The organism is Streptomyces poriferorum (assembly GCF_019399235.1).
In the GTDB taxonomy this organism is placed as follows: Bacteria; Actinomycetota; Actinomycetes; order Streptomycetales; family Streptomycetaceae; genus Streptomyces; species Streptomyces poriferorum.
Genome location: NZ_JAELVH010000014.1, coordinates 1 through 22,072, shown reverse-complemented (window position 1 = coordinate 22,072; position 22,072 = coordinate 1). Strand labels below are relative to the sequence as shown.

Annotated in this window: 18 protein-coding genes and 3 pseudogenes; 12 read left to right on the top strand and 9 right to left on the bottom strand. The window is 67.4% G+C overall.

What is annotated here, in order from left to right; all coding sequences use genetic code 11:
- Window positions 1-31: 31 nt before the first annotated feature.
- Window positions 32-1,033 (bottom strand): LacI family DNA-binding transcriptional regulator, encoded by a 1,002-nt coding sequence (locus tag JGS39_RS04420; protein ID WP_306072031.1) that lies wholly within the window; start codon window positions 1,031-1,033, stop codon window positions 32-34.
- A 204-nt stretch (window positions 1,034-1,237) separates the two neighbouring features.
- Here JGS39_RS04420 and JGS39_RS04415 point away from each other — a divergent pair, with 204 nt between their 5' ends.
- Together JGS39_RS04415 and JGS39_RS04410 are read left to right on the top strand one after the other, a co-directional pair.
- The gene (locus tag JGS39_RS04415) at window positions 1,238-2,380 is read left to right on the top strand and encodes a mandelate racemase/muconate lactonizing enzyme family protein (RefSeq protein WP_219567379.1); all 1,143 of its coding nucleotides are present in this window, start codon (window positions 1,238-1,240) and stop codon (window positions 2,378-2,380) included.
- A 61-nt stretch (window positions 2,381-2,441) separates the two neighbouring features.
- On the top strand, window positions 2,442-4,595 hold the full coding sequence (locus JGS39_RS04410) for a DUF6351 family protein (protein WP_236062890.1): 2,154 nt from the start codon (window positions 2,442-2,444) through the stop codon (window positions 4,593-4,595).
- A gap of 73 nt (window positions 4,596-4,668) precedes the next feature.
- Here JGS39_RS04410 and JGS39_RS04405 read toward each other — a convergent pair whose 3' ends face one another.
- A complete protein-coding gene (locus tag JGS39_RS04405) occupies window positions 4,669-5,442 on the bottom strand; it encodes a GTP pyrophosphokinase (protein WP_306072028.1) in 774 nt (257 codons plus the stop codon).
- A gap of 530 nt (window positions 5,443-5,972) precedes the next feature.
- Between JGS39_RS04405 and JGS39_RS04400 the strand changes: the two genes are divergently transcribed.
- Complete coding sequence (locus JGS39_RS04400) at window positions 5,973-6,332, top strand: GvpU-like protein (protein ID WP_219567378.1); 360 nt, start codon at window positions 5,973-5,975, stop codon at window positions 6,330-6,332.
- 119 nt (window positions 6,333-6,451) lie between these two features.
- Here the strand turns inward: JGS39_RS04400 and JGS39_RS04395 are convergent, their stop codons facing one another.
- From JGS39_RS04395 to JGS39_RS04375, 5 genes and pseudogenes are all read right to left on the bottom strand, one after another.
- Window positions 6,452-6,832 (bottom strand): STAS domain-containing protein, encoded by a 381-nt coding sequence (locus JGS39_RS04395; protein WP_219567377.1) that lies wholly within the window; start codon window positions 6,830-6,832, stop codon window positions 6,452-6,454.
- Window positions 6,829-8,118 (bottom strand): PP2C family protein-serine/threonine phosphatase, encoded by a 1,290-nt coding sequence (locus JGS39_RS04390; RefSeq protein WP_219567408.1) that lies wholly within the window; start codon window positions 8,116-8,118, stop codon window positions 6,829-6,831. The genes JGS39_RS04395 and JGS39_RS04390 overlap by 4 nt, the downstream gene beginning before the upstream one ends.
- Window positions 8,118-8,916: pseudogene (locus JGS39_RS04385) on the bottom strand (alpha/beta fold hydrolase). The gene JGS39_RS04390 and the pseudogene JGS39_RS04385 overlap by 1 nt, the downstream one beginning before the upstream one ends.
- A 430-nt stretch (window positions 8,917-9,346) precedes the next feature.
- Window positions 9,347-9,550, bottom strand: coding sequence for a cold-shock protein (locus tag JGS39_RS04380; protein ID WP_219567376.1), 204 nt, complete (start codon window positions 9,548-9,550; stop codon window positions 9,347-9,349).
- Between the two features lie 320 nt (window positions 9,551-9,870).
- Window positions 9,871-10,206, bottom strand: a complete 336-nt coding sequence (locus tag JGS39_RS04375; protein WP_219567375.1) for a MerR family transcriptional regulator — start codon at window positions 10,204-10,206, stop codon at window positions 9,871-9,873.
- Between the two features lie 2,113 nt (window positions 10,207-12,319).
- Here JGS39_RS04375 and JGS39_RS04370 point away from each other — a divergent pair.
- The 9 genes and pseudogenes from JGS39_RS04370 to JGS39_RS42075 form a co-directional block, all read left to right on the top strand.
- A complete protein-coding gene (locus JGS39_RS04370; RefSeq protein WP_219567374.1) occupies window positions 12,320-12,517 on the top strand; it encodes a cypemycin family RiPP in 198 nt (65 codons plus the stop codon).
- A 272-nt stretch (window positions 12,518-12,789) separates the two neighbouring features.
- On the top strand, window positions 12,790-14,388 hold the full coding sequence (locus JGS39_RS04365; protein WP_306072025.1) for an alpha/beta fold hydrolase: 1,599 nt from the start codon (window positions 12,790-12,792) through the stop codon (window positions 14,386-14,388).
- On the top strand, window positions 14,378-14,944 hold the full coding sequence (locus tag JGS39_RS04360; RefSeq protein ID WP_219567372.1) for a hypothetical protein: 567 nt from the start codon (window positions 14,378-14,380) through the stop codon (window positions 14,942-14,944). The genes JGS39_RS04365 and JGS39_RS04360 overlap by 11 nt, the downstream gene beginning before the upstream one ends.
- Complete coding sequence (locus tag JGS39_RS04355) at window positions 14,941-15,513, top strand: CypD family RiPP peptide-cysteine decarboxylase (protein WP_219567371.1); 573 nt, start codon at window positions 14,941-14,943, stop codon at window positions 15,511-15,513. The genes JGS39_RS04360 and JGS39_RS04355 overlap by 4 nt, the downstream gene beginning before the upstream one ends.
- Complete coding sequence (locus JGS39_RS04350; RefSeq protein WP_219567370.1) at window positions 15,506-16,243, top strand: class I SAM-dependent methyltransferase; 738 nt, start codon at window positions 15,506-15,508, stop codon at window positions 16,241-16,243. Before JGS39_RS04355 ends, JGS39_RS04350 begins: the two co-directional genes overlap by 8 nt.
- Window positions 16,240-16,872 carry an ABC transporter ATP-binding protein gene (locus JGS39_RS04345; protein WP_219567369.1) on the top strand — a complete coding sequence of 211 codons (633 nt, stop codon included), beginning with the start codon at window positions 16,240-16,242 and terminating at the stop codon, window positions 16,870-16,872. Before JGS39_RS04350 ends, JGS39_RS04345 begins: the two co-directional genes overlap by 4 nt.
- Entirely contained in the window at window positions 16,869-18,416 is a 1,548-nt protein-coding gene (locus JGS39_RS04340; protein WP_219567368.1) for a hypothetical protein, read from the top strand. The genes JGS39_RS04345 and JGS39_RS04340 overlap by 4 nt, the downstream gene beginning before the upstream one ends.
- A gap of 905 nt (window positions 18,417-19,321) precedes the next feature.
- A pseudogene (locus JGS39_RS42080) lies at window positions 19,322-19,495 on the top strand (transposase domain-containing protein); the annotation flags it as partial.
- 54 nt (window positions 19,496-19,549) lie between these two features.
- Window positions 19,550-20,072: pseudogene (locus tag JGS39_RS42075) on the top strand (IS5 family transposase); the annotation flags it as partial.
- A gap of 9 nt (window positions 20,073-20,081) precedes the next feature.
- On the opposite strand, the gene JGS39_RS04325 reads toward JGS39_RS42075, so the two are convergent.
- Window positions 20,082-20,546, bottom strand: a complete 465-nt coding sequence (locus JGS39_RS04325; RefSeq protein ID WP_219567367.1) for a GNAT family N-acetyltransferase — start codon at window positions 20,544-20,546, stop codon at window positions 20,082-20,084.
- Window positions 20,547-20,803: 257 nt separating this feature from the next.
- Window positions 20,804-22,021 (bottom strand): IS701 family transposase, encoded by a 1,218-nt coding sequence (locus tag JGS39_RS04320; RefSeq protein ID WP_306106310.1) that lies wholly within the window; start codon window positions 22,019-22,021, stop codon window positions 20,804-20,806.
- Between the last annotated feature and the right edge of the window lie 51 nt (window positions 22,022-22,072).

The following is a 22,072-nucleotide window of genomic DNA, read 5'->3' as shown; positions in this document are numbered from 1 at the left end:
TGAGCTCGGTGCGGTGCTTATTCGCTATGGATCAGTGGGTGGGCGCGGGGCCCGTCGAAGCCCGGGGGATCAGGCGGGAGCCGATCTCGACGAGGGGGGACGTGGCGTCAAGTCCCGTTGTGCCACGTCCCGCCGAGCCGGCGATCGTCTCGATCAGGAGATCTCCCGCACGGGTGGCGATCTCCTCGGGGTCGATCCTGATCGTGGTGAGGCCGGGGGTGGAGACGGAGGCGAGCAGGGTGTCGTCGATGCCGATGACGCTCACGTCGCGGGGCACGCTCATGCCGAGGTTGGCCATCTGGTGCAGCACGCCGAGGGCGACCAGATCGTTGTGGGCGATCACCGCGGTGGCCTCGTGGGCGGCGACCAGGGTGGCGGCGTGCACCCCCGTCTCGAACCTCGGCTCGTACGGGCCGAGTTCGTGCAGGGAGAGGTCGAGCGCCTCGAAGGACTCCTGGATGGACTTGCCGCGGCTCAGTTCGGCGCGGGAGGCGTTGATGAAGACGCAGCGCCGGTGACCGTACGCCTTCAGGAGCTCGGCGGCCTGGGCGATCCCGGCGGAGAGTGAGATGCGGACCTCGGGGATGCCCGGGACGTGGCGGTTCACCACCACCAGCGGCATCCGGCCCGCGAGTTCGTGGAGGCGCTCCTCGGTGAGGGTGGAGGCCCACAGGATCAGGCCGTCGACCCGCTTGGACACGGCCGCGATGACGGCCAGTTCGTCCGCCTCGCGTTCGTCGCTGTCGGCGACCAGGACCGTGTAGCCCTGACGGCGGGCACGGGCCTGCATCGCCTTGATGATCGGCGGGAAGAACGGGTTGGCGATGTCCGGGACGATCAGGCCGAGGGTTCCGGTGGAGCCGCCGCGCAGTGAACGCGCCGCCGGATTCGGGGAGTAGCCCAGTTCGGCCGCGGCGTCGAGGATGCGCTGCCGGGTCGCCGGCTGCACCTGGTCGGGTGCGGTGAACGCACGGGACACCGTCGAGACGGAGACACCGGCGGCACTCGCCACCTCCCGGATCGTGACTGCCACGGACGGCCCCCTCATCATCTGGATCCTGCGAACGTGGTTGATGTTTGCGAACGTTCCCGGGAAGTGTCAAGACGTGCGGCACGACTTGTTCATCGACGAAATCCCGCTCACTGCAGGGGTCTTGCGCTGGAGCTCGACTGCCCCCAATGATGCGTCCTTGAGAATGATGCTGACATTGCGGGAACGTTTTCATAGAGGAGTGGAATGAAGATCACCGGCCTGGAAGTGCTGACTCTCCCCGACCACGGCGACAGCATGATGCTGGTGGTGGTCGACACCGACGAGGGCATCCACGGTCTGGGCGAGGTCGGCATCAGATCGCGGCAGCGGGCGGTCGCGGGAGGCCTGGAGCATCTCGCGGAGCTGATCGTCGGCGAGGATCCGCGGCGGATCGAGCATCTGTGGCAGGTGATGTTCCGGCGGGGCTTCTTTCCCGCCGACCGCTTCCTCGGTGCGGCCATCGCGGCGGTCGACGTAGCCCTGTGGGACATCCGCGGCAAGGCGCTCGGCGTACCGGTCCATGAGCTTCTCGGCGGCCGGGTACGCGATCACGTACCGGCCTACGTGCATGTCGGTGACGGCTACCACGACCGCGAGTGGTTCCTGGACCGCTGCCGCGAGTTGACCGCCGAGGGCTGGCGCCATCTGCGGTTCGCCGCGCCGCACGACGCGGACGACACCCTCGATGCCCGCCGTTGCCTGCGGGACTCGGTGGAACTCTTCCACCAGGTGCGGGACACGGTCGGCCACGAGGTGGAGCTGATCCTCGATGTCCACACGCGTCTGGATCCGCCGGAGGCGCTGACGCTGTGCCGGGAGATCGAGGCGGCACGCCCGTACTTCGTCGAGGACCCGTTGCGCTGCGAGAACCCGGACAGCTATCGGATGCTGCGGGCGCGCACCGGCGTTCCGCTGGCGGCAGGCGAACAGTACGGCTCCAAATGGGAGTTCAGGACGCTGATCGAGGACGACCTGATCGACTACGCGCGGGTGGACATCGGGGTGGCCGCGGGCCTGACCGAGGCGAAGAAGATCGCGGCGATGGCGGAGGCCCATCACATCAAGCTGGCCACCCACAACCCGCTCGGGCCGGTGACCGCCGCCTCGTCGCTCCAGCTCAATCTGGCGTGCCCGAACGTGGCGATCCAGGAGCATCAGACCGATCCGGATCCGGAGATCGCCGCGCTGTTCATCGCACGGCCGACGATCGTTCCGGGTCGGGTGGAGATGAACGAACTCCCGGGTATCGGCGTCGACATCGACCGGGAGGCCGCACGCCGCTACCAGGCGACTGCGGCCGAGCGTCCTCATCTGCGCGCGGCGGACGGGGCGTTCACCAACTGGTGACCAGCCGTGTCCGGACAGCGAGTACGCAATCCCACTCCAGGAAGTGAGGGCGAATTCCATCATGTCGTTCACCGCAGCCACGAGGAGACCGGCCCGGCTGGGCCTTGCCGGTCTGGCGATCATGGGCGTACTGGTCGGCGCGACAGCGACGCCGGCCAGCAGCCTGGAAGGCGGACAGCTCCAGGTGACGGCCCTGTCGTCACGGCCCGGCACGGTGACGGGCGACGACGCCCTGATACGCGTCGAGGTACCCGCGTCGACACCGGCCGGCACGGTACGGGTCGAGGCGGGCGGCCGCGATGTGACCTCGGCCTTCCGGCCCTCGGGCGACAACGCCCTGACCGGCCTGGTCAAGGACCTGTCCCAGGGCGACAACCTCCTCACGGCGAGCGCCCCGGGCACCGAATCCGGGCAGCTGACCCTGAAGAACCACCCGGTCACCGGCCCGGTCTTCTCCGGACCGCACGAGCAGCCGTTCGTCTGTGACACCGCCGAGTTCAAGACGATCACCGGCGTGACCCTCGGGCCGCCGCTCGACCAGGACTGCTCGGTCGGGACCCGCGTCGACTACATGTACCGCACCACGGCCGGCAAGTACGTCCCCCTGCCCGACCCGGCCGTACGCCCCGCCGACCTCGCGACCGCCACGACGAGTACCGGCGAGAAGGTCCCGTACATCGTCCGCGTCGAGACCGGCACCATCAACCGCGCCATCTACGAGACGGCCGTACTGCACGATCCGCAGTCCCCCGGCCCCGACCCGCTGCAGCGCGGTCCGGGCTGGAACGGGCGCCTGGTGTACGGCTTCGGCGGGGGCTGTGCGGGCGGCTGGTACGTCCAGGGCCGCAACACCGTCGGCATCATGAACGACGCGTATCTGAGCAAGGGGTACGGCGTCGCCTCGTCCTCCCTCAACGTGTTCGGCAACAACTGCAACGACGTCCTGGCCGCCGAGACCATGAGCATGGTCAAGGAACACTTCGTGGAGACGTACGGCGAACCGGCCTTCACCATCGGCAACGGCTGCTCCGGCGGCTCGTACCAGACCCATCAGATCGCCGACAACTACCCGGGGCTGCTCGACGGCATCCTCTCCGGCTGCAGCTTCCCCGACGTGGGCTTCGGAACGATCCAGACGCTCAGCGACGCACAGCTCCTGAACCACTACTTCACTCAGGTCGCGCCCGGCGCCTTCACCCAGGAGCAGCAGCGGGCGGTCTCCGGGTTCGGGAAGTGGGAGAGCATCGGCAGCCTGGCCAGGGCGGCCGGACGGATCGACCCGACGGTGTACTGCCCGGCCCAGCTGCCCGCGGACCGGCGTTACGACCCCGCGACCAACCCGGGCGGTGCGCGCTGCGACGTCTACAGCCACACCGTGAACGTGTACGGCACGGACCCGGAGACCGGGAAGGCTCGCCGGCCCCTGGACAACACGGGGATCCAGTACGGGCTCCAGGCCCTGAACGACGGAACCATCGACATGGACCGGTTCGTCGACCTGAACAGGCGTATCGGCGGACTCGACGCCGACGCCCAGCCCGTCGCTTCGCGCACCGCCGCCGATCTCGTGGCGACGCGGCTCGCCTATCGCACGGGCCGGCTGCTCAACGGCGGTGGCGGACTCGCGAACGTGCCGATCATCGACTACCGCGACTACGTGGACGACGCGGCGACCGGTGACATGCACATGCGTTTCCACTCGTTCTCCACCCGGGCGCGGCTGGACAAGGCCAACGGCACCCACGCCAACCAGGTCATGCTGACCCGCTCCAGCGGCCACGGGTTCACGCTCGCCGGGATGGTGTCCGACATGGACCGGTGGCTGACCGCCATCAAGGGGGACGCGGGGGCCGGTGCCCCCATCGACAAGATCGCCCGGAATCGGCCGACAGGGCTCACGGACGCCTGCTGGACGCGTGGCATCGGCGCGCAGAAGATCGAGGAGCCGCAGGTCGAGGGCATCGGCAATACGGCGTGCAACACGCTCTACCCGGTGTGGACCTCGCCCCGGATGGTCGCCGGGGCCGATGTGGCCAACGACATCGTGAAGTGCCGCAAGCGGCCCGTGACCCCCGAGGACTACGAAGTGCCGGTGACCGAAGCGCAGTTGAGCGCGCTGAAGGTGATCTTCCCGTACGGCGTCTGCGACTGGTCCGTCCCCGGGGCGGGGCAGCAGGGGCTTATGGGGACCTGGCTCTCCTTCGGCCCGGGCTGACCGGAACCGACGGGGCAGTCGTCCGGGGGGCATGCACGGAACGGATGTCAGGCACACTTCGCGCCGGCGGATGTCAGCCCGCCTGCGGCCCCTCGGGCGCGTCGCCCGAGCGGGCGCTGTCCCACAGCCGCATCAGCAACTGCTCCTCCATGTCCGGCGCGGCGTCCTCCGTGCGCTCGCCCCCGCGCACCTCCGTGTGCAGTTCCTCCATACGGTGGTCGAGCTGCTCCGCGAGGTGCGCGGCCTCGGTCAGGCTGGCGACGAGGCCGGGCGGCACCTGGCCCTCGTACTTGTAATAGATCTTGTGCTCCAGGCTGGCCCAGAAGTCCATGGCGATCGTCCGGATCTGAACCTCCACGGTCACCGGGACCGGGCCCGTGCTGAGGAACACCGGAATCTCGATGAGCGCGTGCAGACTCTTGTACCCGTTGGGCTTCGGGGCGGCGATGTAGTCCTTCACCTGGAGTACGCGCACATCGTCCTGCGAGATGAGCGCCTCCAGGACCTGGTAGGTGTCGGCGATGAAGCTGCACGTGATGCGCACTCCGGCGATGTCCTGGATGCCGGCCCGGATCGCCTCAGGCGTGGGGGCGATGTTGAGGCGTGCCACTTTCCGCAGGATGCTCCCGGTGGACTTGACCCGGGAGCCGACGTGCTCGATCGGGTTGTACCGGTGCAGGTGGAGGAATTCCCTGCGCAGGATCGACACCTTGGTCAGCACCTCGTCGACGGCGAACTCGTACTCCATCTCGATGCGCTGGAAGTCCTTGCGCATCCGGCGCGCGAACGCCACGTCCTCGGACGTGCCCGGCCCCCCGCCCGGCCTCTGCGTCGGATGGTCGGCCACGGGGGCTGCTCCTCTCCCGGTCAGGGGGCCGGTCAGGAGGCGTGAACCGGCGCCGCCGGGCGCGCAAGTGATCACGGACGCCCGGTCCCATGCTCGCACCGGCGACAGGGCCCGGCGACCTGCGGGAGAACCGCGCACGCCCGGGGCGCGCGATCAGGCCTTCCCCGGCCGGCCGGCTGCCGGAGCGCCCCGGGGCCGAGGGACAGACTCACCGCTCGACCCGTTCCACTTGGCGAAACAGGTCGAGCGACCGACCAGCCTCGCGAACCCGCAGGTCAGGCGTCCTTCTTCACCGGCTCCAGGATCGCCACGCACTTGACGTGATGCGCTCGGCTCCTCCGCCCGAGGCCGACGCATCCGGCACGTGGCGTGCAGACGACTACGGGCCGCGCTCGCCGTCCAGCGAGGCCACGAGGGTTGCGGCGGCCTCGTCATCGAGGCCGCCGAAACCCGGGGACCGCGAGCGCCCGTCTTCCCCGACGGTGCCGGCCGCTCACGCGGTTGGACTGCCAGTGAATATGATCTGTGGCATGTCGAAGCCTGACGAGTTGCTCGTAGATCTCGCCGCCCTGGTGGAATCCGGGCAGAGCAATCAGATGTCCCTGACCGTGGTCACCGGTGGTGCTGTCATCACCGGTCGGCTGGCTCCCGAAGCCGTGTGGAGACTGAGGGTGTCGGAGGTGCTCAAGGATTCGGACCGCTTGAGCGATTTCTCCGCCGCCTTCAAGACCCCCGCGAAGAACGACGGGGCGCCTACACATCTGCACTTCCATGTCGCCCGGATCCTGCAGGGCACGGTGGGGATCCCGGAGACGGGCGGGATGTACCGTGTCGCGATCGAGGACGTCAGCGCCTGGACCGTGGGCGACTTCAGCTATTCCGACCACTGAGCAGCCACCGCGGCGGGGACCCGTCGCAGGACGACTCCGAGGCAAGGGATCCGCAGGCGCCGGGTCCCGCCGCGCTGGACGAGCCGAGCGGAGAGGATCCCCCTCCTTCCAGGCAGGATTCAGTCCCTGGTGACGCGATTCCGGTGATCAGCGCCCTGTGGAGTCGGGGCGGTGGCTGTCGACAGGTCGGGGTGGAGGGTGAAGACCCGGTCCAGGCCGATGATGCGCAGGATCCGGGCGGTGTTCGCAGGGACGGCGGCCAGCGCTATGTCGCCGCTCTTTTCCGTAGCCAGGTTGCGTGCAGCCAGCAGCGCGGTGATACCGCTGGAGTCGCAGAATTCCAGGCCGGCCAGCTCCAGGACCAGCAATCGGCCCCGTATCCCGGGGAGACTGTCCACGACTCGGCGGAGTTCGGGTGCCGTCGCGTGGTCGAGGTCACCAACGATCTCCAGCACGGGACCGGTTGCTGAGTCTCGGGCAGTGATCGTCAGTCGGCTCATGTCAGGTCTTGACTCACGGGAGTGCTACGCGGGGCGGGTACGCCGAGGGCGAGCAACGCCGTGTCGTCGTCGAGTCCCTCACCGAAGCCGGCGAGCAGGCCGGAGAGGGCGCTGATCAGGGCCTTCGGTCCCGCAGCCGGCTGTGCGGTGGTGAAGGCGCGGAGGGCTTCGTCACCGTAGAGCTCACGCTCGGGTCCGGTACGGGCTTCGGTCAGGCCGTCGGTGTAGAGCAACAGGGTGTCGCCGGGGAACAGTCGGGTGTGGGTGGGTGTGAACTCCGCCTGGGGCAGGACGCCGATGAGCATGCCGCCGGGGGTGGGCAGGTAGTGCGCGGTGTTGTCGGCGCGTTGAACCAGCGCGGAGGGATGGCCACCGGACGCCAGATGGACGCTGACGTGGCCGGTGCCTGGGTGGAGGACGCCGAAGACGGCGGTGCAGTAACGGGTGTCGCCGCTCCGGTACCGCTCGTGCAGCACGGTGTTCAGGGTGGTCAGCACGGCCACGGGGTCCGGGTCGTGCAGAGCGGCCGCCCGGAGCGTGTAGCGGGTCAGGGAAGTGACCGCGGCGGCCTGGGGCCCTTTGCCGCACACGTCTCCGAGGAAGAACGCCCATCGGTTCGCGCCGAGGGGGAACAGGTCGTAGAAGTCCCCGCCGAGTAGATCCGGAGAGGCGGTGTGGTAGTAGGCGTCGGCCTCTAGGCCCGCCACTGTGGGCAGTTCGGCGGGAAGCAGGCTCTGCTGGAGGACCGCGAGAGCTTCCTGGAGCCGCTCTCGGTCGGCCTCCGCCTGCCGGCGGGCTTCCTCGGCTGCCTGCCGTGCGCGCAGCAGCTCGGTCTCGTAGGCGCGGCGGTCGCGGGCGTCGAAGACCGTGGTGCGGACGAGCATCGGTTCGCCGTCGTGACTGGTCTTCACCTTCGAGGTGACGAGCACCGGCATCCGTTGCCCGTCGGCGGTCTTGATATCCAGGGCGATGCCGCCGACCTCGCCGTTCATCTGCAACAACGGCGCGAAGTGCGTCTCGTGGTAAAGCCTGCCGCCCACGGTGAGCAGATCGGTGAACCGCATCCGGCCTGCCACCTCGCGCCGGGTCAGGCCCAGCCACTCCAGCAGAGTGGTGTTGATCTTCGCGATGGTGCCGTCCATCAGAGTCGACAGGTAACCGCACGGAGCCTGCTCGTACAGCTCCTCCGCGCTGTCCTCCAGCAGATCGGTGAAGGCCACCCCCGTGGCCTCCGTGCCCTTGTCCTGCTCCCGTTCCGGGTCCTGGTCCTGGTCGGTGCGGCACATCATCGGGTCGGTTCTATGAAGTCGGTGATCGCCCCGGCTGTGGCCTGCGGAGCACTCAGTTGGGGACAGTGCCCTGTCGCCTCCAGCGTGACCAGCCGGCTGCCGGGAATCGCGGCGTGGACGTAGGCACCCACCTCGCGGGGGGGCGATCACGTCCTGCGTGCATTCCAGCACCAGCGTCGGCACCGCCACCGTCTTCAGGTCTTCACGACTGTCCGACAAGAAGGTCGTACGGGCGAAGACCCGGGCCATGTCGGGGTCGGTCGCGCAGAAGGATGCAGCCAGCTCCTGGCCGAGTTCCGGCCGGTCCTCGTTCCCCATGATCACTGGGGCCATCGCCGCCGACCAGCCCAGGTAATTCGACTCCAGCGACTCCAGCAGTTCGTCGATGTCGTCCGCGCTGAACCCGCCCCGGTACCCGTCCTCGTCAATGTAGCGGGGCGACGGGGCCACCATCACCAACCGGGAGAACCGCTGGGGCGCCCGGGCCGCTGCGAGAACCCCGACCACGGCACTGACCGAATGCCCCACGAAGGTCACTTCCCGCAGGTCGAGCTCCTCGCAGACCTCCAGCACGTCCAAGGCGTAGCCGTCCAGTGAGCTGTAGCGCTGCTCACTCCAGGCGGAGAGGTCCGAGCGGCCGGATCCCACGTAATCGAAGAGCACCACCCGGAAGTTCTCAGCCAGCATGGGGGCCACCAGACGCCACATGTTCTGGTCACAGCCGAACCCGTGCACCAGCAGGAGTACTGGCCCGTCCTCTCGGCCGGTGACGGTGACGTTGTTCCTGCGGCGGATATCCGTGCCTGCTGGATTCCCGCTCCTCGGGGCGAGCGTGCCGAAGCCGCTACCCCGCCCCGAATCGGCGCCCGAGCCGAAAGCGGGGCCGTCGGGCCGACTGCTGGAGGAGTGATCATCCATGGGCAGGGGGTTCATCCAGAACCTTCCTCGATATGGCACGTTCAGCAATTCCATCGCGCAAGAGTCGTGCCGGGATCGCATGAACGAGTCGAATGAAATGCATGAGCATGTCCGACTCGCAGTGAATCTGGTACGAATGAAAGCGTGAAATAGAAATAGCTCGATCCAGACGCCACTCGGGAGAGCCAACACCGCTTGACAATTCCTGTCGGCGATGATTCCTCACGCGTGAATCCACTACGGGAACACCCCACAAGGCGAGTCCGGACACCCTTGGAGTCCCGGCGCTGCGGAACGCGCGCCGAAGTCAGACGGGAACGATGTTCTCGGCCGTCGGGCCCTTCTGACTCGGCGCGATGTCGAAGGTGACCTTCTGACCTTCGAGCAACTCGCGGAATCCCTCGGCAGCGATGTTCGAGAAGTGGGCGAACACGTCCGCACCGCCACCATCCTGTTCGATGAACCCGAATCCCTTTGCCGCGTTGAACCACTTCACAGTGCCGGACGCCATGTCATATCTCCTCTGAGGCAGTACGCAGGACCCGCAATGCACGGATGCCGGGTCGCCGAGATGATGCCCCTCCCGGAATGACCGGAAATACAGAAGCGCTTCCAACGCCCAAAATGGTCGTTGGAGGCGCCTGAAGCTCGGGAACCAAGACTGCAACGGAGGCCGACAGTACCATGCCTTAGTAACCGGCGTTAGTCGCAATTCAATTCGGCTCATTGACGTAAAAACACTGGGGGCGCGATGCGTCAAACCCTCACTTCGCGGCCGTAGTTATCAATCCACCCGGAGCACAATGTTTCAGCAGGAGCGGTCGCACTGCCTCAGGACTCGGGCAGACCGGACGGGCCGGCGGCCCGGCGGTATTCGGCGTTGATGCGCTGGGCCTCTTCGAGCTGGTCCTCGAGGATGACGATGCGGCAGGCGGCCTCGATGGGGGTGCCCTGGTCGACGAGTTCCCGGGCGCGCGCGGCGATACGCAGTTGATAGCGGGAGTAGCGGCGATGTCCGCCCGCGGAGCGGAGCGGGGTGATCAGGCGAGCTTCGCCGATGGCGCGGAGGAAGCCCTGCGTAGTGCCGAGCATTTCAGCGGCCCGGCCCATGGTGTAAGCGGGGTAGTCGTCGTCATCGAGACGGCCGAACGAGTCGTCTGCTGTCATTTGCACCTCTCTGTGGAACGCGTGGAGGGGCCCTGGTGCCACATGGCACCAGGGCCCCGAAGGAACTGCTACACCATCTGCCGGCCTGGAGTGCTGCGCCGGCTCATATTTCCGCATGTCCCGACGTGATGCAGTCGGGGTGCGGGGATCGCGGTTGCTCGACCGGAGACCACCTCACTATCGATGTCCTGCGGTACCCGGGCCCAGTCATTCCACCCGGGCGATCCCGATGGCGCACTCCTCCGTTCTTCCCTCTTGATCAACTGCTTGCCGAGCAGGAACTACGTGCTCCTGGTCCTACGAACTGCTCGTGGCCTCGAAACAGCACCACGCTCCGGCAGCCAGCCCCGTCGCCCGTCCTGCATCTGCGCCGGCTTGGAACCCCACTACCGAACCTCCCGATACGCGCGTCCGCAGTCGACGCCTTTACCGAGGAACTACCGATACCGCACTGCTGGGTACTGCGAACTGCATCTTCCGAACTGCTACAGCGGTCCAGCTCATGGCAGCCCCTGACCACTGCGGGCCACCCGGTCCGGCCGTCAGCCCCGTCGCCGTCCTGCAACAACCCTGGCTTCGGAACTCCACCACCGCACCGTCCTACGCACTGCAACTGCGGTCCTACTGCCTGGCAGTTCATCTCTGCCGGGCCTTGCTCGATCTCGGCTACGAGAGAAACCATAGCCACGCCGCAACCCAATGTCTACTCCGGACATCATAGATTTTCCTGCACCGGCCAGCGAGATAGTCGACCTCTACCGCCGATGAGGGCACACGCCCCCCGCCGCCCCAGGCCGGGCTGCCACGCTTTGCCGACGCCGGCACCGCGAACCTGCCGAAGAGCATGTGCTGTCACCGCGCCGGCGGGCATCCAGCCGGGTGCGGCCGCCTGCAAAGTCCCGATCAGGACTCCGGTGCTCCGCAGCCGGAGTCGCAGCGCTTCGCCGTCGCCATTGGTACAGGGAGCGGCGGTGGCCTCAGGAGCGGAACGGGCAGGTGACAGATTGCGGGCGGCGACGCCGGGGCGGCCGTCGCCGCCCGCAGTCCGGAAGGGACGCCTGTGCTGCACCTGATGGAGAACTTGGCAGGGATGCCGCGTTCCCAGGACCGCCCCTCGGATGCTCCTGGTGCCGGCACAGCTTGGCGTGCACGATCCCGCCGCACTTGAGCGGCCGCCGCCCGCACGGTGTGCATCGCTGGAAGCGCGCTGCTGCCCGACACACCGATTGAGCCGCGCCGTCTGACCCGGGACGATGCATAACGCGCCGTCAGAACCAGCGTTGAACGAGCGTCAAGACGTTTCCGTGCCCGGCCCGCAGATGTCGAGTCAACCTGCATTCCGTTATACGAAGTCACAGGTCGGACAGGCAGCGGGAGCGTGCGCCCTGCTTCACCAGATGGACCTGCGGAAAAATGTCGGAATGTCCCGCCCGCAGCCTGGGGAATCAGAAAAACAGCAGGTCAGAGGCCCTTTGTGGCAGGCTCAAGAATAGCCACGCACTCCGCATGGTGCGCCATCGGAAAGATGTGCGCCTGGACGCAGGCAGGAAAGCAGCAGCTCAGAGGCGCTTTGAGGTGCAGGATGAGTGCCGCCGGGTGCCCAGGGCGTCACGGCCCTACGTCGGTTCGGCATTGAAACTCTCGCACGTCATGGCTCCCCGGGGGTACGTCCCCCACCGGTACGGAGCCTCACGCCGATGGAGTTGCCGAAAAGAAGTGAGCGCTTCCCTTGGCAGTGTCGGCGCGGGAGGGGGTGCCCGGTGCCGGTTCCGCTTATGGTTCCGCTTCCCGTTCCGGTTGCGGCGGTGCGCAGGTCGTCGGTGCGTCGTTCAGCGAGCCCGTCCGCAGAGAATCCGGACGGCAACTTGTCTTCTTTGGGGATGACTTGCGGCTTGTAACCCTGATACGCGTGGGACAGGTGCGGTGTTGACGGTTCCTTGACCGCCCTTTTACGCTGGGTGCGCAATGTTGATCACCAGCTTGCGGGATTGCATAAATCAGGTGGCCAACGTTGTGCATAGCGCGTTCAAATCAGAGCTGGCGACGGGGGATGGGCAAGTTGGGATCGCCACGTCCTGTTCGCTCAGCATAGGTTTCGAGGAAGGACAGCGAAATGCGACTCGATTCGATTGCAACGCAGGAGAAGGCCGCAGCGGCACTGCCGGAGTCGATGGCGACCCAGGACTTCGCCAACAGTGCTCTCGTCGGTGCGGTTCCGGGTTTCCACTCGGACCCCGAGACCCCCGCGATGGCCACCCCCGTCGTGGCCCAGTTCGTCATCCAGGGAAGCACCATCTGCCTCATTTGCTGATAGTGGGCTGACTCGTGTGTCGGAGGAGCCGGCCCTGTGGCCGCTCCTCCGGCACGCGCGTCCAACTTGCGCGCAGGAACGTTCGAGTTCGCAACGGAAAGTTGAAGAGCTTCGTGAGATTTCGACGGGGGATGCGGCGCGCTGCGAGCGCGACCGCTGCCCAAAGGGCTGCCGATCGCGTCTTATTGCCGATCGCGATCGGGCAAATTCTCGCTTCCGCGGAGACCCTGAGCCTCAAGCACGTTTTCGACGACGACGGATATCTCCGAGGCGTGTCGGCTCAGAACTATCCTCCTGGTAGCCTGCGGCACCGCCTCGGCAGCGCGCTCGACCACCCACGTACGCCCAAGGTGCTCGCCGGGCTGACGCTCGCGGCGTCGACCGGGCTGGCGTTGGGGCGCGGCAACCGCAAGGTCCAGATCGTGGCGTCAGCGGTCATCGGCGCGTGCAACCGGCTGAGCGAGGTCCGCACTCCGTACGGTCGGGACGGCGCCGACCAGATGACGGCGGTCATCACGCAGTACCGCGCGCTCACCGCGCTGATACCCGACCAGGAGGTGTCCGACGACTTCTTCCTGCGCGCGGTGAACTTCCAGGCGGCGCTCAGCTACGCGGTCTCGGGAATCTCCAAGGCTTTCGGCAGCAGTTGGGTCCAGGGTTACGCGCTGCCCGAGGTCTTGGAGACCGAGGCCTACGGCCGCGGGCCGGCCGCGCAGATCCTGCGACGCTATCCGAGGTTCTGCAGAGCGATGACCGTCGGCACGATCGTGTGGGAGGTGTCGTTCCCGCTGATCTACCTGTTGCCGCGCAGGCAGGCTTCCTACGCGCTCTCCGCGGTCAAGGCGTTCCACATCGGTGTCGCGGCCACCATGGAGCTGCCGCGGTTCGTCTGGGGATTCTTCGGTTCCCACGGAGCGGTCGGTCATGTGCTGGACACCCGGGGCCAGTCGCGAACGTTCGAGAAGGCCGTGCTGGGGACAGCCGGCGGCGTGGCCCTCGCCAGTGCGCTGATAGCCCGCGAGAAGCGGAAGGTCGCCAAACAGCGCCGGCTCGGTCCCAAGGGCGTCACGCGGCTCGACGGCGAGATCGGTGCCATCGAGTACGTCGTGAACCATCCACCGGAAGGGCCGGACCAGAACAAGCCCGTCGTAGTGATGGAGTGCGGGCTCGGCCAGTCCCTCGAATCGTGGGAGTGGGTGGCGGAGAGCCTGGCCCAGGACCACACGGTCGTCCGTTACCACCGGGCTGGTTACGGCCTCACGAAGTCCCGCGCCTCCAGCGGCGACATCCTCGACGCCATCCTCGGAGAAGTCGGGGCGAAGGGCGAGATCGTGGTGGTGACCCACTCGATCGGCTCCCTGAGCGCCGCCTCCTACGTCCAGGATCCCCGTTTCGCCCACCGGATCGGCAAGCTCGTCGTCGTCGACGGCACCGACCCGGAGCTGCTCGACGCGGACCGCTCCGATCGGCGGAGGTTCGGCAAGTTCATCCAGGTCCAGGTTCACTCGCTCTTCGCCGCCGTGACCGGCATCTACGTGTGGGCGCCGAACGGGGTGGAGCGCCAGGCGGGCTACACGCCCGACACCCAGTACTGCCACGTGCAGTTCGTGTTCGCGCCGCGGAACATCGTCAACTCGATCAGCGAGTACGCGAAGGTGAGCACCGAGGGCGCCCTGGACAGCCTGGGTGCGGTGCCGGCGGTCCTGGTGGTCTCGTCGGGCGAGAACGCCGAGCAGCAGCAGACGTTCGCCAAGAAGATCGGGGCCGGCATCGAGGTCGTCCCAGGATCCGCACACAGGTCGATCATCGGCTACAGAAATCACGCCGCGAAGGTCGAAGGCGCCATCCGAAGGTTCATACATGCTGAGTAACCGGATTCGTGGTGCGGCGGGCGTGCTGGCCGCAGGGGCGGTCGCAGCGCACCTGGTCTCGACCGTTCTGCAGAACACCCCCGACTCCTACAACCAGGATCTACGCCAGTTCACCGGGGGCTGGCCCATCCCGGGTTGGCGATTCTTCGCCCCGAACCCGGGTGTGCAGAACGTCCACCTGCTGGTGCGCGACGCCAGGGCGGGCGACGCTCAGCCGAGCCCTTGGCGCGACGTGACCCCGAAGGTCCCGCACGGGTGGACGCAGGTCATCTGGAATCCCGCGAGCCGGGGCCCCAAGGCCCTGTTCGACGCCATGCAGCAGCTCTCCGTGATGAGCATGAACCAAGCAGGCTTCTCGTGGGCCACGCAGAGCGTGCCGTACCAGTTGGTGTTCTCGGCCAGCCGGGCATCGGCGGCGGACGATGCGCAGGCTCTGCAGTTCCTCCTCATGAACGTCTTCCCCAGCGCACCGCCGGAAAGTCGCATGAAACCCATTCTCACATCCGAGTGGATCCCGCTCGACTCCGCGTCCGAACACAAGGAAACCGCTGGATGAACGTCGAGCAGTTCGAGGGTGCCGAGTTGCATCTTCATGTGACGGGATCCATCAGTGCCGCACTGGTGCCCTGGTGGATTCACTGGCTGCGTCAGATGAATCCCGACGTGGTCGTGAATGTCTCCGTATCCCGGTCCGCCACGCAGTTCGTGACGGTCCGGGCATTGCGGCATCTGGCCAACGGCCAGGTGTGGGCGGATTCATGGGACGATCCGAGCCTGCCGCCCGAGGTCAATTCCGGGCAGAGTGGCGCCGCCGAGTGCTTCATCGTGTTCCCGGCGACCCTGGACACTCTTATGCGCCTGGCCCAGGGACGGGCGGATTCGCCCGCTCTGATGATGCTGCAGGTGACGGACCGCCCCATCGTGATCGCCGACACGATCCCCGGATCCAACGAGATCGTGGAGAGCAACCTGAGGACTCTGCGGCTCCGTCCGAATGTCGAATTCGCACCACGGGTGACCGGTGTGCGCGCCAGCAATCGCGCGGCTGCCGAGGTGGGATTCAATCTGCCCGGCGCCATCGTCGTTGCCAATGAGATGGTGAAGAAAGGCTCTTTCCATGAGTGAACCGACCGTTTACGACGCGGCGGCCATTGACGCCTACAACCTGATCTCGTCGATGCTCTCCCCGGGAGCCGGACTCGCGGCATGGGTGTCGTCGCACCGCCCGTTGGCCGGGCGGACCGTTCTGGACCTGGGCGCCGGAACCGGTGTCTCGTCCTTCGCGCTCGCCGACGCCGGTGCGCAGGTCGTGGCCGTCGACGCCTCACGTCCCTCGCTGGACCTGCTGGAGAGCAGGCGTGGCGAGCGCAAGGTCGACACGGTCGAAGCGGATTTCCGGGACCTTCAGCTCGATTCCGCTTTCGACGTCGTCACCATGTCCAAGAACACGTTCTTCCTGGCACAGAGCCACGACGAGAAGATCGAGCTGCTCCGTGCCATCGGGCGGCACCTCAAGCCGGGAGGTGCCGCCTTCCTCGACTGCACCGACCCCGTCGAGTACCTCCGTGCGGACGGGACCGCCCACACCGTCACCTACCCCCTGGGCCGTGACCGGATGGTGACGATCACTCAGAACGCCGACCGGGCAACCCAGGCCATCATGAGCATCTTCATGGTCCAGGGCGCCTCGACCCTCACCTCGTTCCACGAGATGGCCACCTGGGCGTCACTGCCGGAGATCCGGCTCCTGGCACGGATCGCCGGCTTGGAGGTGACGGCCGTCGACGGATCGTACGCGGGTGACCCATACACTGCACGCTCACGGGAGATGCTTGTGGTTCTGGAGGCGAAGTGACCGCTGTTCCCATCCTCGCTGCCGAGGGTGCCACGGTCACCATGGGCGACGTCACCCTGCTGGAGCCGACCTCGTTCGCGGTGCTGCCGGGCGAGGTCTGGTGCCTCACCGGCGGCAACGGGTCGGGGAAGACGACGCTCCTGCGGGCCTTCCTGGGCAGCCGGAGTCTCACGGCCGGTTCGTGCTCGGTGCGGGGCGAACCCGCCGACATGGCCAAGCCGCAGCACCGGCGCCTCGTGGCTTCCTTGGTCGACGCGATCCCGTTCGCCCGTGACATGACACTGCGCGAGCAGGTGACCCTGGTGGCCGCCTCCTGGTACGGCAACAGCGCGACAACCGCCGAAGCCGCCGAAGAAATCATCGAGCGACTGGGACTGTCCCCGCTGGGCGAGCGGTTTCCCCATCAGGTCTCTTCGGGCCAGTTGCAACTCTTCGGCATCGCGATGACGTTGGTGCGCCCCGCTGACGTGGTGCTGCTCGACGAGCCCGAGCGACACCTCGACAGCGACCGCGTCGAACTGGTGGCGGCCTTGCTCACGGAGCGGGCCGAGGAGGGCACGGCCTTTCTGGTCGCCACTCATGAGCCCGCCCTGGTGGAGGTGCGTGACGGCCGCGTGGAGCTCGGATGACGGTGGACACTCTCGCGGCACCCGAGTCCGCCCCCGCGGCCCGCGTCCGGGCCGTGCGGCAGCGTTACGCCCGACGCGGTGACCGCGGCACGGTGCGTGGGCACGCGTACACCCTCTACCTCGTCGCCCTGTTCGCCGCGTTCTACCTGGTGCCGGTGTTCCACGCCCGGAGCACCTCGCCCGCATCGGTCTCCGTAGGGTCTCTCACGGAGGCGGCGCCCTGGGTCTGCGCGCTCGCGGTGGCTGTGTGCTGGACGGCCCAGATCGCCGGGCGGTTCTGGGGGCCGGTGGTGGTCCAGCCGTTCCTGCTGCACGTGTTCATGTCCACGGACATCTCCCCGACGCGCTACCTCGGCACGATCGCCCGGCGCAGACTGACGTACGTCGGTGCGACCGGACTGCTCTCGGCCTGCGTGGCGGCGTACCTCGCGACCGACCTCTTCGATCACCTCGATTCCGCGGTACAGGTCCTCACGTCCGGGGTGGGGCTCAGCGCCCTCGCGGCGTTCGCGTGGCTCTGGGGCCAGGTACGGCCGTTGCGCGACAATCTCCTGCTGGCTTCCGCCCTCGGCGGCACGGCGGTTGTGGTCGGCGGGGTGAGCCGAGTGGCTCCGGACAGCGGGACGGGGCTGTGGCTCCTCGCCGGAGTGCTGGCGGCCACCGCGGCGGTCCTGGGGCGGGCGGCCCTCCGGGCGATCCGCACCGTCGACCTCGCCCGGCTCGCCCGCGAGTCGGCCCGCGCCTCCCAGGCCCAGACATACGCCTGGACCGGGACACTCCATCACGCGCTGGATCTGTACCGGCCGGAGCCGTCCGGTCTCACCTCGGCCCTGATCCGTCCGGACGGGCGTCTTCGCGGATATCTGCCGCAGGGTGCGGTCCGAGCACTGCGGACACCCGGGCGCGCGGGCGCGGGCGCGGCACTCCTTCTGATCGGCTCCTCCGTGCTGACGCACGGGGCAGGCGGACGGGGGGACGGGCCGGCGTCGTGGCTGTGGGCGCTGGGAGCGCTGTGTGTGTACCTGGGATCGGGGTGGGTGGGCGAGACGTGGCGCGGACTGCGAGATGAGCTGACCCTGGCTCCGCTGTACGGCGAACGGTGGGGTGGAACCCTTGCCCGCACGTTGGCCTGGCCCGTCGTCGCGGTGACGATCGGTGCTTTCCTGGGGGGCGGCTTCTCCGTCGTCGTCCGGTGGGACCACCACAGCGGGCATCTGCGGGACACGGCCATTCTTGTCACCGGGTCGGTGGTCATGGCGCTGGGCGCCAGGTTCCTGCGTGAGATGAAACTGGATCTTCCGCTGGAACTGCTCCTTCCCGTCATCACGCCGTTCGGCGACCTCTCCGGACTGCGTTTCGTTGCCTGGCAGTTCGACGGGTTCGTCGTCGTGTTGGTGGGCGTCGCCCTGATGGCCGCGCTACCGTCCGCGGTCGGTGCGACGGCACTCGCTGTCTGTATGGCGGCCGGCTGCGTCTGGACAGGACTACGCCGCACGGGCTGGGCGCACAGGGGGCTCTTCTCCCGCCTCAGCCGGGTGCAGTAGCAGGCAGGGGCTCCAAGGCGGGTCCGCCGGCCCTGTCATCGGGTGTCGAGCGGGGCCCGGGCGTACTCGTCGGAGAAGAGCCCGTCCCGGGCGACGTGGTCACGCAGCTCGTGCTCGGTAGCGGGGAGGGACGTGCCGGTACCGGCCAGTTGCCCTGGTAGTCCAGTGCGGGGTCGTGACCGGGAACGCCACCGAGCGCCAACGGGGCGCCACCTATCACCTCGTGGAACGAGTGGTGCCCCGTCGGCATCCAGCGCTCGCTTCCCCGTCGGCAATTCCTCGGACGCGGTGCATGGTGACCGGTGGCGGCGCCGGGCGGCCGGGTGGCTCGCGCCAGCCAGGTCAGAGCCCCTTTGCGGCGGGCTCCAGAATCGCCACGCACTCCACGTGATGCGTCATCGGAAAGATGTCAGCCTGGACGCAGGCAGGAAAACAGCAGGTCAGAGATGGTCTTGGGGGCCCGAATGAGAGCCGCCAGGCGCCCGGAGCGTCAAATGAGCGTCACGGCCCTACGTCGGTTCGGCACCGGAACTCTGGCACATCATGGCTCCCCGTAGTACGCAGCGACTCCACGGTTAGGAGCCTCACGCCGTTGGCGGCCGAGTGCGTACGAGGTCCGTCGTCGAAGAGGCAGTGTGAACGGAATTCGCTGACGGGGCCGCTCCGGGCCTGGTAGGCTCGTCCCGCCTGTTGCGCGCAGCCCGGGACAGAGCCGCCCATTTTGATCATCCTGGACACGAACACGCTGTGGGGTGTCTCCCCCTAATAGCGCCAGCGTCGACTTGCTCGAGACCATCCGGGCGACGGGGTGTCGCGTGGACTGCCATGGAGGAGCTGGCCGCGCAACGGGCGCCGCCTAGCCTCAATACCGGTAACTTAGGTGCATTCTGTTCGTTGTTGGTGGTATGCCAAGAGCGGGTCAGCTGAAGTCATCTGGTGAGCGTCTGTCAGACCGGGTCGCGGTCGGGGTGCTGACGCAGGCGTTTCCTGCGGAGCTTGTGGACGAGGTACTGACGGAGACGGGCCGGGTACAGCAGCGGAATCGGCTGCTGCCTGCCCGGCTGGTGGTCTACTTCGTGATGGCGATGTGCCTGTTCTCGGGACAGAGCTACGAGGAGGTCGCCCGGCTATGCCTGCAAAAGGAACCACCTGATGGTGTCTTCGCGGAGCCCCGTGACCATGGACTGGGGCGCTCGCGCGGCGGGTTCACCACCAAGTTGCACTTGGCTGTCGAGCAGGGCCAGAAGCCGCTGTCGATCGTGGTGACAGCCGGGCAGCGTGGTGACGCACCGCAGTTCGAGGCGGTGCTGGGTAAAGTTCGAGCCCCGCGTCGGTGCGGGCCGACCGCGCAGCCGCCCGGATCGGGTGCGCGCCGACAAGGCGTACGCCTCCCGCAAGAACCGCGCCTACCTGCGTAGACGAGGTATCCGCTGCACCATCCCGCACAGAGCCGATCAGGCACGCAACCGCAGGAAGCTTGGCTCCCGCGGTGGCCGCCCGCCGCACTTCGACCCAGCCGACTACCGTGAACGCCACGCGGTTGAATGTGGGATCAATCGCCTCAAACGGCATCGGTCCGTGGCGACGAGGTACGACAAGCTCGCTGTCCGCTACGAGGCCACCGTCCCGATCGCCGCCATCAACGAGTGGCTGTGAGCCAGGGGTTCACGACTGCTCCGAGGGCGTGCACCCTGATGCAAGCGACTTGTACATGTGCACGTCCGCGTGGTCGCCGGGAATGCCCAGAGTCCGGCCCGTCTCGACGTAGCCATGCCGCTGATAGAAACCAGCGGCCTGGAAGGTGAAGGAGGAGACGGCCACACGGTCGCAGCCGCGTTGTTCAGCCTCGGCCTCTGCCGCCAGCAGTATCTTGCTGCCCCAACCATCCTTGCGGCTGTCCTCACGCACCCAGAGCATATCGATGCCGCACAGACCGCCCCAGGTCCAAGCAGCCAGGCCGCCAGCCAGTTCGCCGGCCTCATCGGTGACCTTGACCGAAAAAGAGCCACGATCGGCTGCACCAGTGGGAGCCGCGTTGAAGGCGATCAGTTCCTCGGTCAGTCGGTTGTTCAGCTCAGGGTCATGCTCTGCGGTGGTCAAGGTCAGGCGAGCTATCTGGTCAGTGGTCACGCTGCGCGAGTATGGCAGGCCGACCGAGACCAGGCCACCGATATCCGCACGTCCTTGATCCACTTTCGATACACGCCCTAGTACTCCAGCCGTAGTTCTCCATTAGCGCTGGTCAGCGGCTTGGGTGTGGGGATTGTAGCGGGGTGGGTTGGGGTGCGGGGCGGTCTTGGCGGACCGTCCCGCGAACGTGTGACCGCGCCGCATGTAGTGGCAGTGTCGGGCGCGTGCTTGGTGGCGGCGTCTCCAGTGCGACCACTTCACTGCGTGATCGCGTTGTGCAGGACGGCGGTGGGGTTCAACTGCCAGCAGACGGCGGATTTCGGCCGGGGTGAGGTCCACGAGGTCGGGTGTGTCGGTCTTGTCACCCCCTTTTCGTGTGCCTGGACGGCCATCGCCGCGAGGAAGGTGTGCGCAAGCATGACGAGAGTGATGTGCCGGTACCAGCCGACGTAGCGGCGGACTTCGTACTGGTCCAGGCCGCACTCGTTCTTCGCGCTCTGAAAGCATTCTTCGATCTTCCAGCGGCAGCCCGCGATGCGGGCCAGGTCGGCAACGGTGGCGTCCAACGGGGCACTGGCCAGGTAGTAGGCGATCTCTTCGGGGCGGGTGATGCTGCGGCGGGCGAGCATCCAGCGTTGCCGCGTGGGCTCGTCGCCGTCGAATTCCCAGACGGCTGGCAGCCGGGCTGCCGCCCAGTCGTAAAGCCGCGGTCCTTTGGCGCCGTCTCCGCAGGACAGGCGTTGCCATGCTTCGGGCGGGGCATGGCCGATGAGGTAGTCGATGCGCGGGCCGTGGACCTGCTGCGACTTGGGCACCGCCATGACGTAGGACAGGCCGGCGTCCTCCAGGAAACGGCGGAAGCGGGAGTCCTGGCCGTAAGCAGAGTCCGCGGTGACCCAGGAAAAGACCAGCGGGGAGCGCATGGCTCGCAGGATCATGGAGCGGGCGAGGTCGTTCTTGGTGGCGAAGCCGCGCTGGTCGGGGACCTGGGCCGCTCGGCAGCGTTCGCGGTCCTCGGTCCAGGACTTGGGCAGGTAGAGCTCGCGGTCGACCAGGGCGTGACCGCGGTTGGTGGCGTAGGCGGCGAAGACACCGATCTGGCAGTTTTCGGTGCGGCCTGCCGTTCCGGAGTATTGCCGTTGCACCCCGGCTGAGGTGGTGCCTTTCTTGATGAAGCCGGTGTCGTCGATGATCAACACGCCTTCTGATGAACCGAGTTGTTCTGCCGCATAAGACTGCAGGTCGTCGCGGAGGCGGTCGGCGTCCCAGCGACTGCGAGACAGGAGGTGCTGCAGCCCGTCCGGGGTGGCATGGCCGGCATACTCGGCGAGTTGCCAGCCGTTCTTGCGACCTACCGGACCCAGCAGTCCTCGTACGTAGTCGCGCATCCGGCGCCGGGGTTCAACCCTGGCGAAGCAGGCTCCGGCCCGGAGGAACAGGTTCTCGAGCTCATGGCCCCAGGCGCTCGTGGGCACATCATTGATCACACCTGCGGACTGCTCGATCCACTGCCACTACATGCGGCG

What these genes read in the sequence shown, in the direction of transcription:
- JGS39_RS04415 (WP_219567379.1), top strand. Translation starts at nt 1,238, where the DNA reads ATGAAGATCACCGGCCTGGAAGTGCTGACTCTCCCCGACCACGGCGAC.
- JGS39_RS04410 (WP_236062890.1), top strand. Translation starts at nt 2,442, where the DNA reads ATGTCGTTCACCGCAGCCACGAGGAGACCGGCCCGGCTGGGCCTTGCC.
- JGS39_RS04400 (WP_219567378.1), top strand. Translation starts at nt 5,973, where the DNA reads ATGTCGAAGCCTGACGAGTTGCTCGTAGATCTCGCCGCCCTGGTGGAA.
- JGS39_RS04395 (WP_219567377.1), bottom strand. Translation starts at nt 6,832, where the DNA reads ATGAGCCGACTGACGATCACTGCCCGAGACTCAGCAACCGGTCCCGTG.
- JGS39_RS04390 (WP_219567408.1), bottom strand. Translation starts at nt 8,118, where the DNA reads ATGTGCCGCACCGACCAGGACCAGGACCCGGAACGGGAGCAGGACAAG.
- JGS39_RS04380 (WP_219567376.1), bottom strand. Translation starts at nt 9,550, where the DNA reads ATGGCGTCCGGCACTGTGAAGTGGTTCAACGCGGCAAAGGGATTCGGG.
- JGS39_RS04375 (WP_219567375.1), bottom strand. Translation starts at nt 10,206, where the DNA reads ATGACAGCAGACGACTCGTTCGGCCGTCTCGATGACGACGACTACCCC.
- JGS39_RS04370 (WP_219567374.1), top strand. Translation starts at nt 12,320, where the DNA reads ATGCGACTCGATTCGATTGCAACGCAGGAGAAGGCCGCAGCGGCACTG.
- JGS39_RS04360 (WP_219567372.1), top strand. Translation starts at nt 14,378, where the DNA reads ATGCTGAGTAACCGGATTCGTGGTGCGGCGGGCGTGCTGGCCGCAGGG.
- JGS39_RS04355 (WP_219567371.1), top strand. Translation starts at nt 14,941, where the DNA reads ATGAACGTCGAGCAGTTCGAGGGTGCCGAGTTGCATCTTCATGTGACG.
- JGS39_RS04350 (WP_219567370.1), top strand. Translation starts at nt 15,506, where the DNA reads ATGAGTGAACCGACCGTTTACGACGCGGCGGCCATTGACGCCTACAAC.
- JGS39_RS04340 (WP_219567368.1), top strand. Translation starts at nt 16,869, where the DNA reads ATGACGGTGGACACTCTCGCGGCACCCGAGTCCGCCCCCGCGGCCCGC.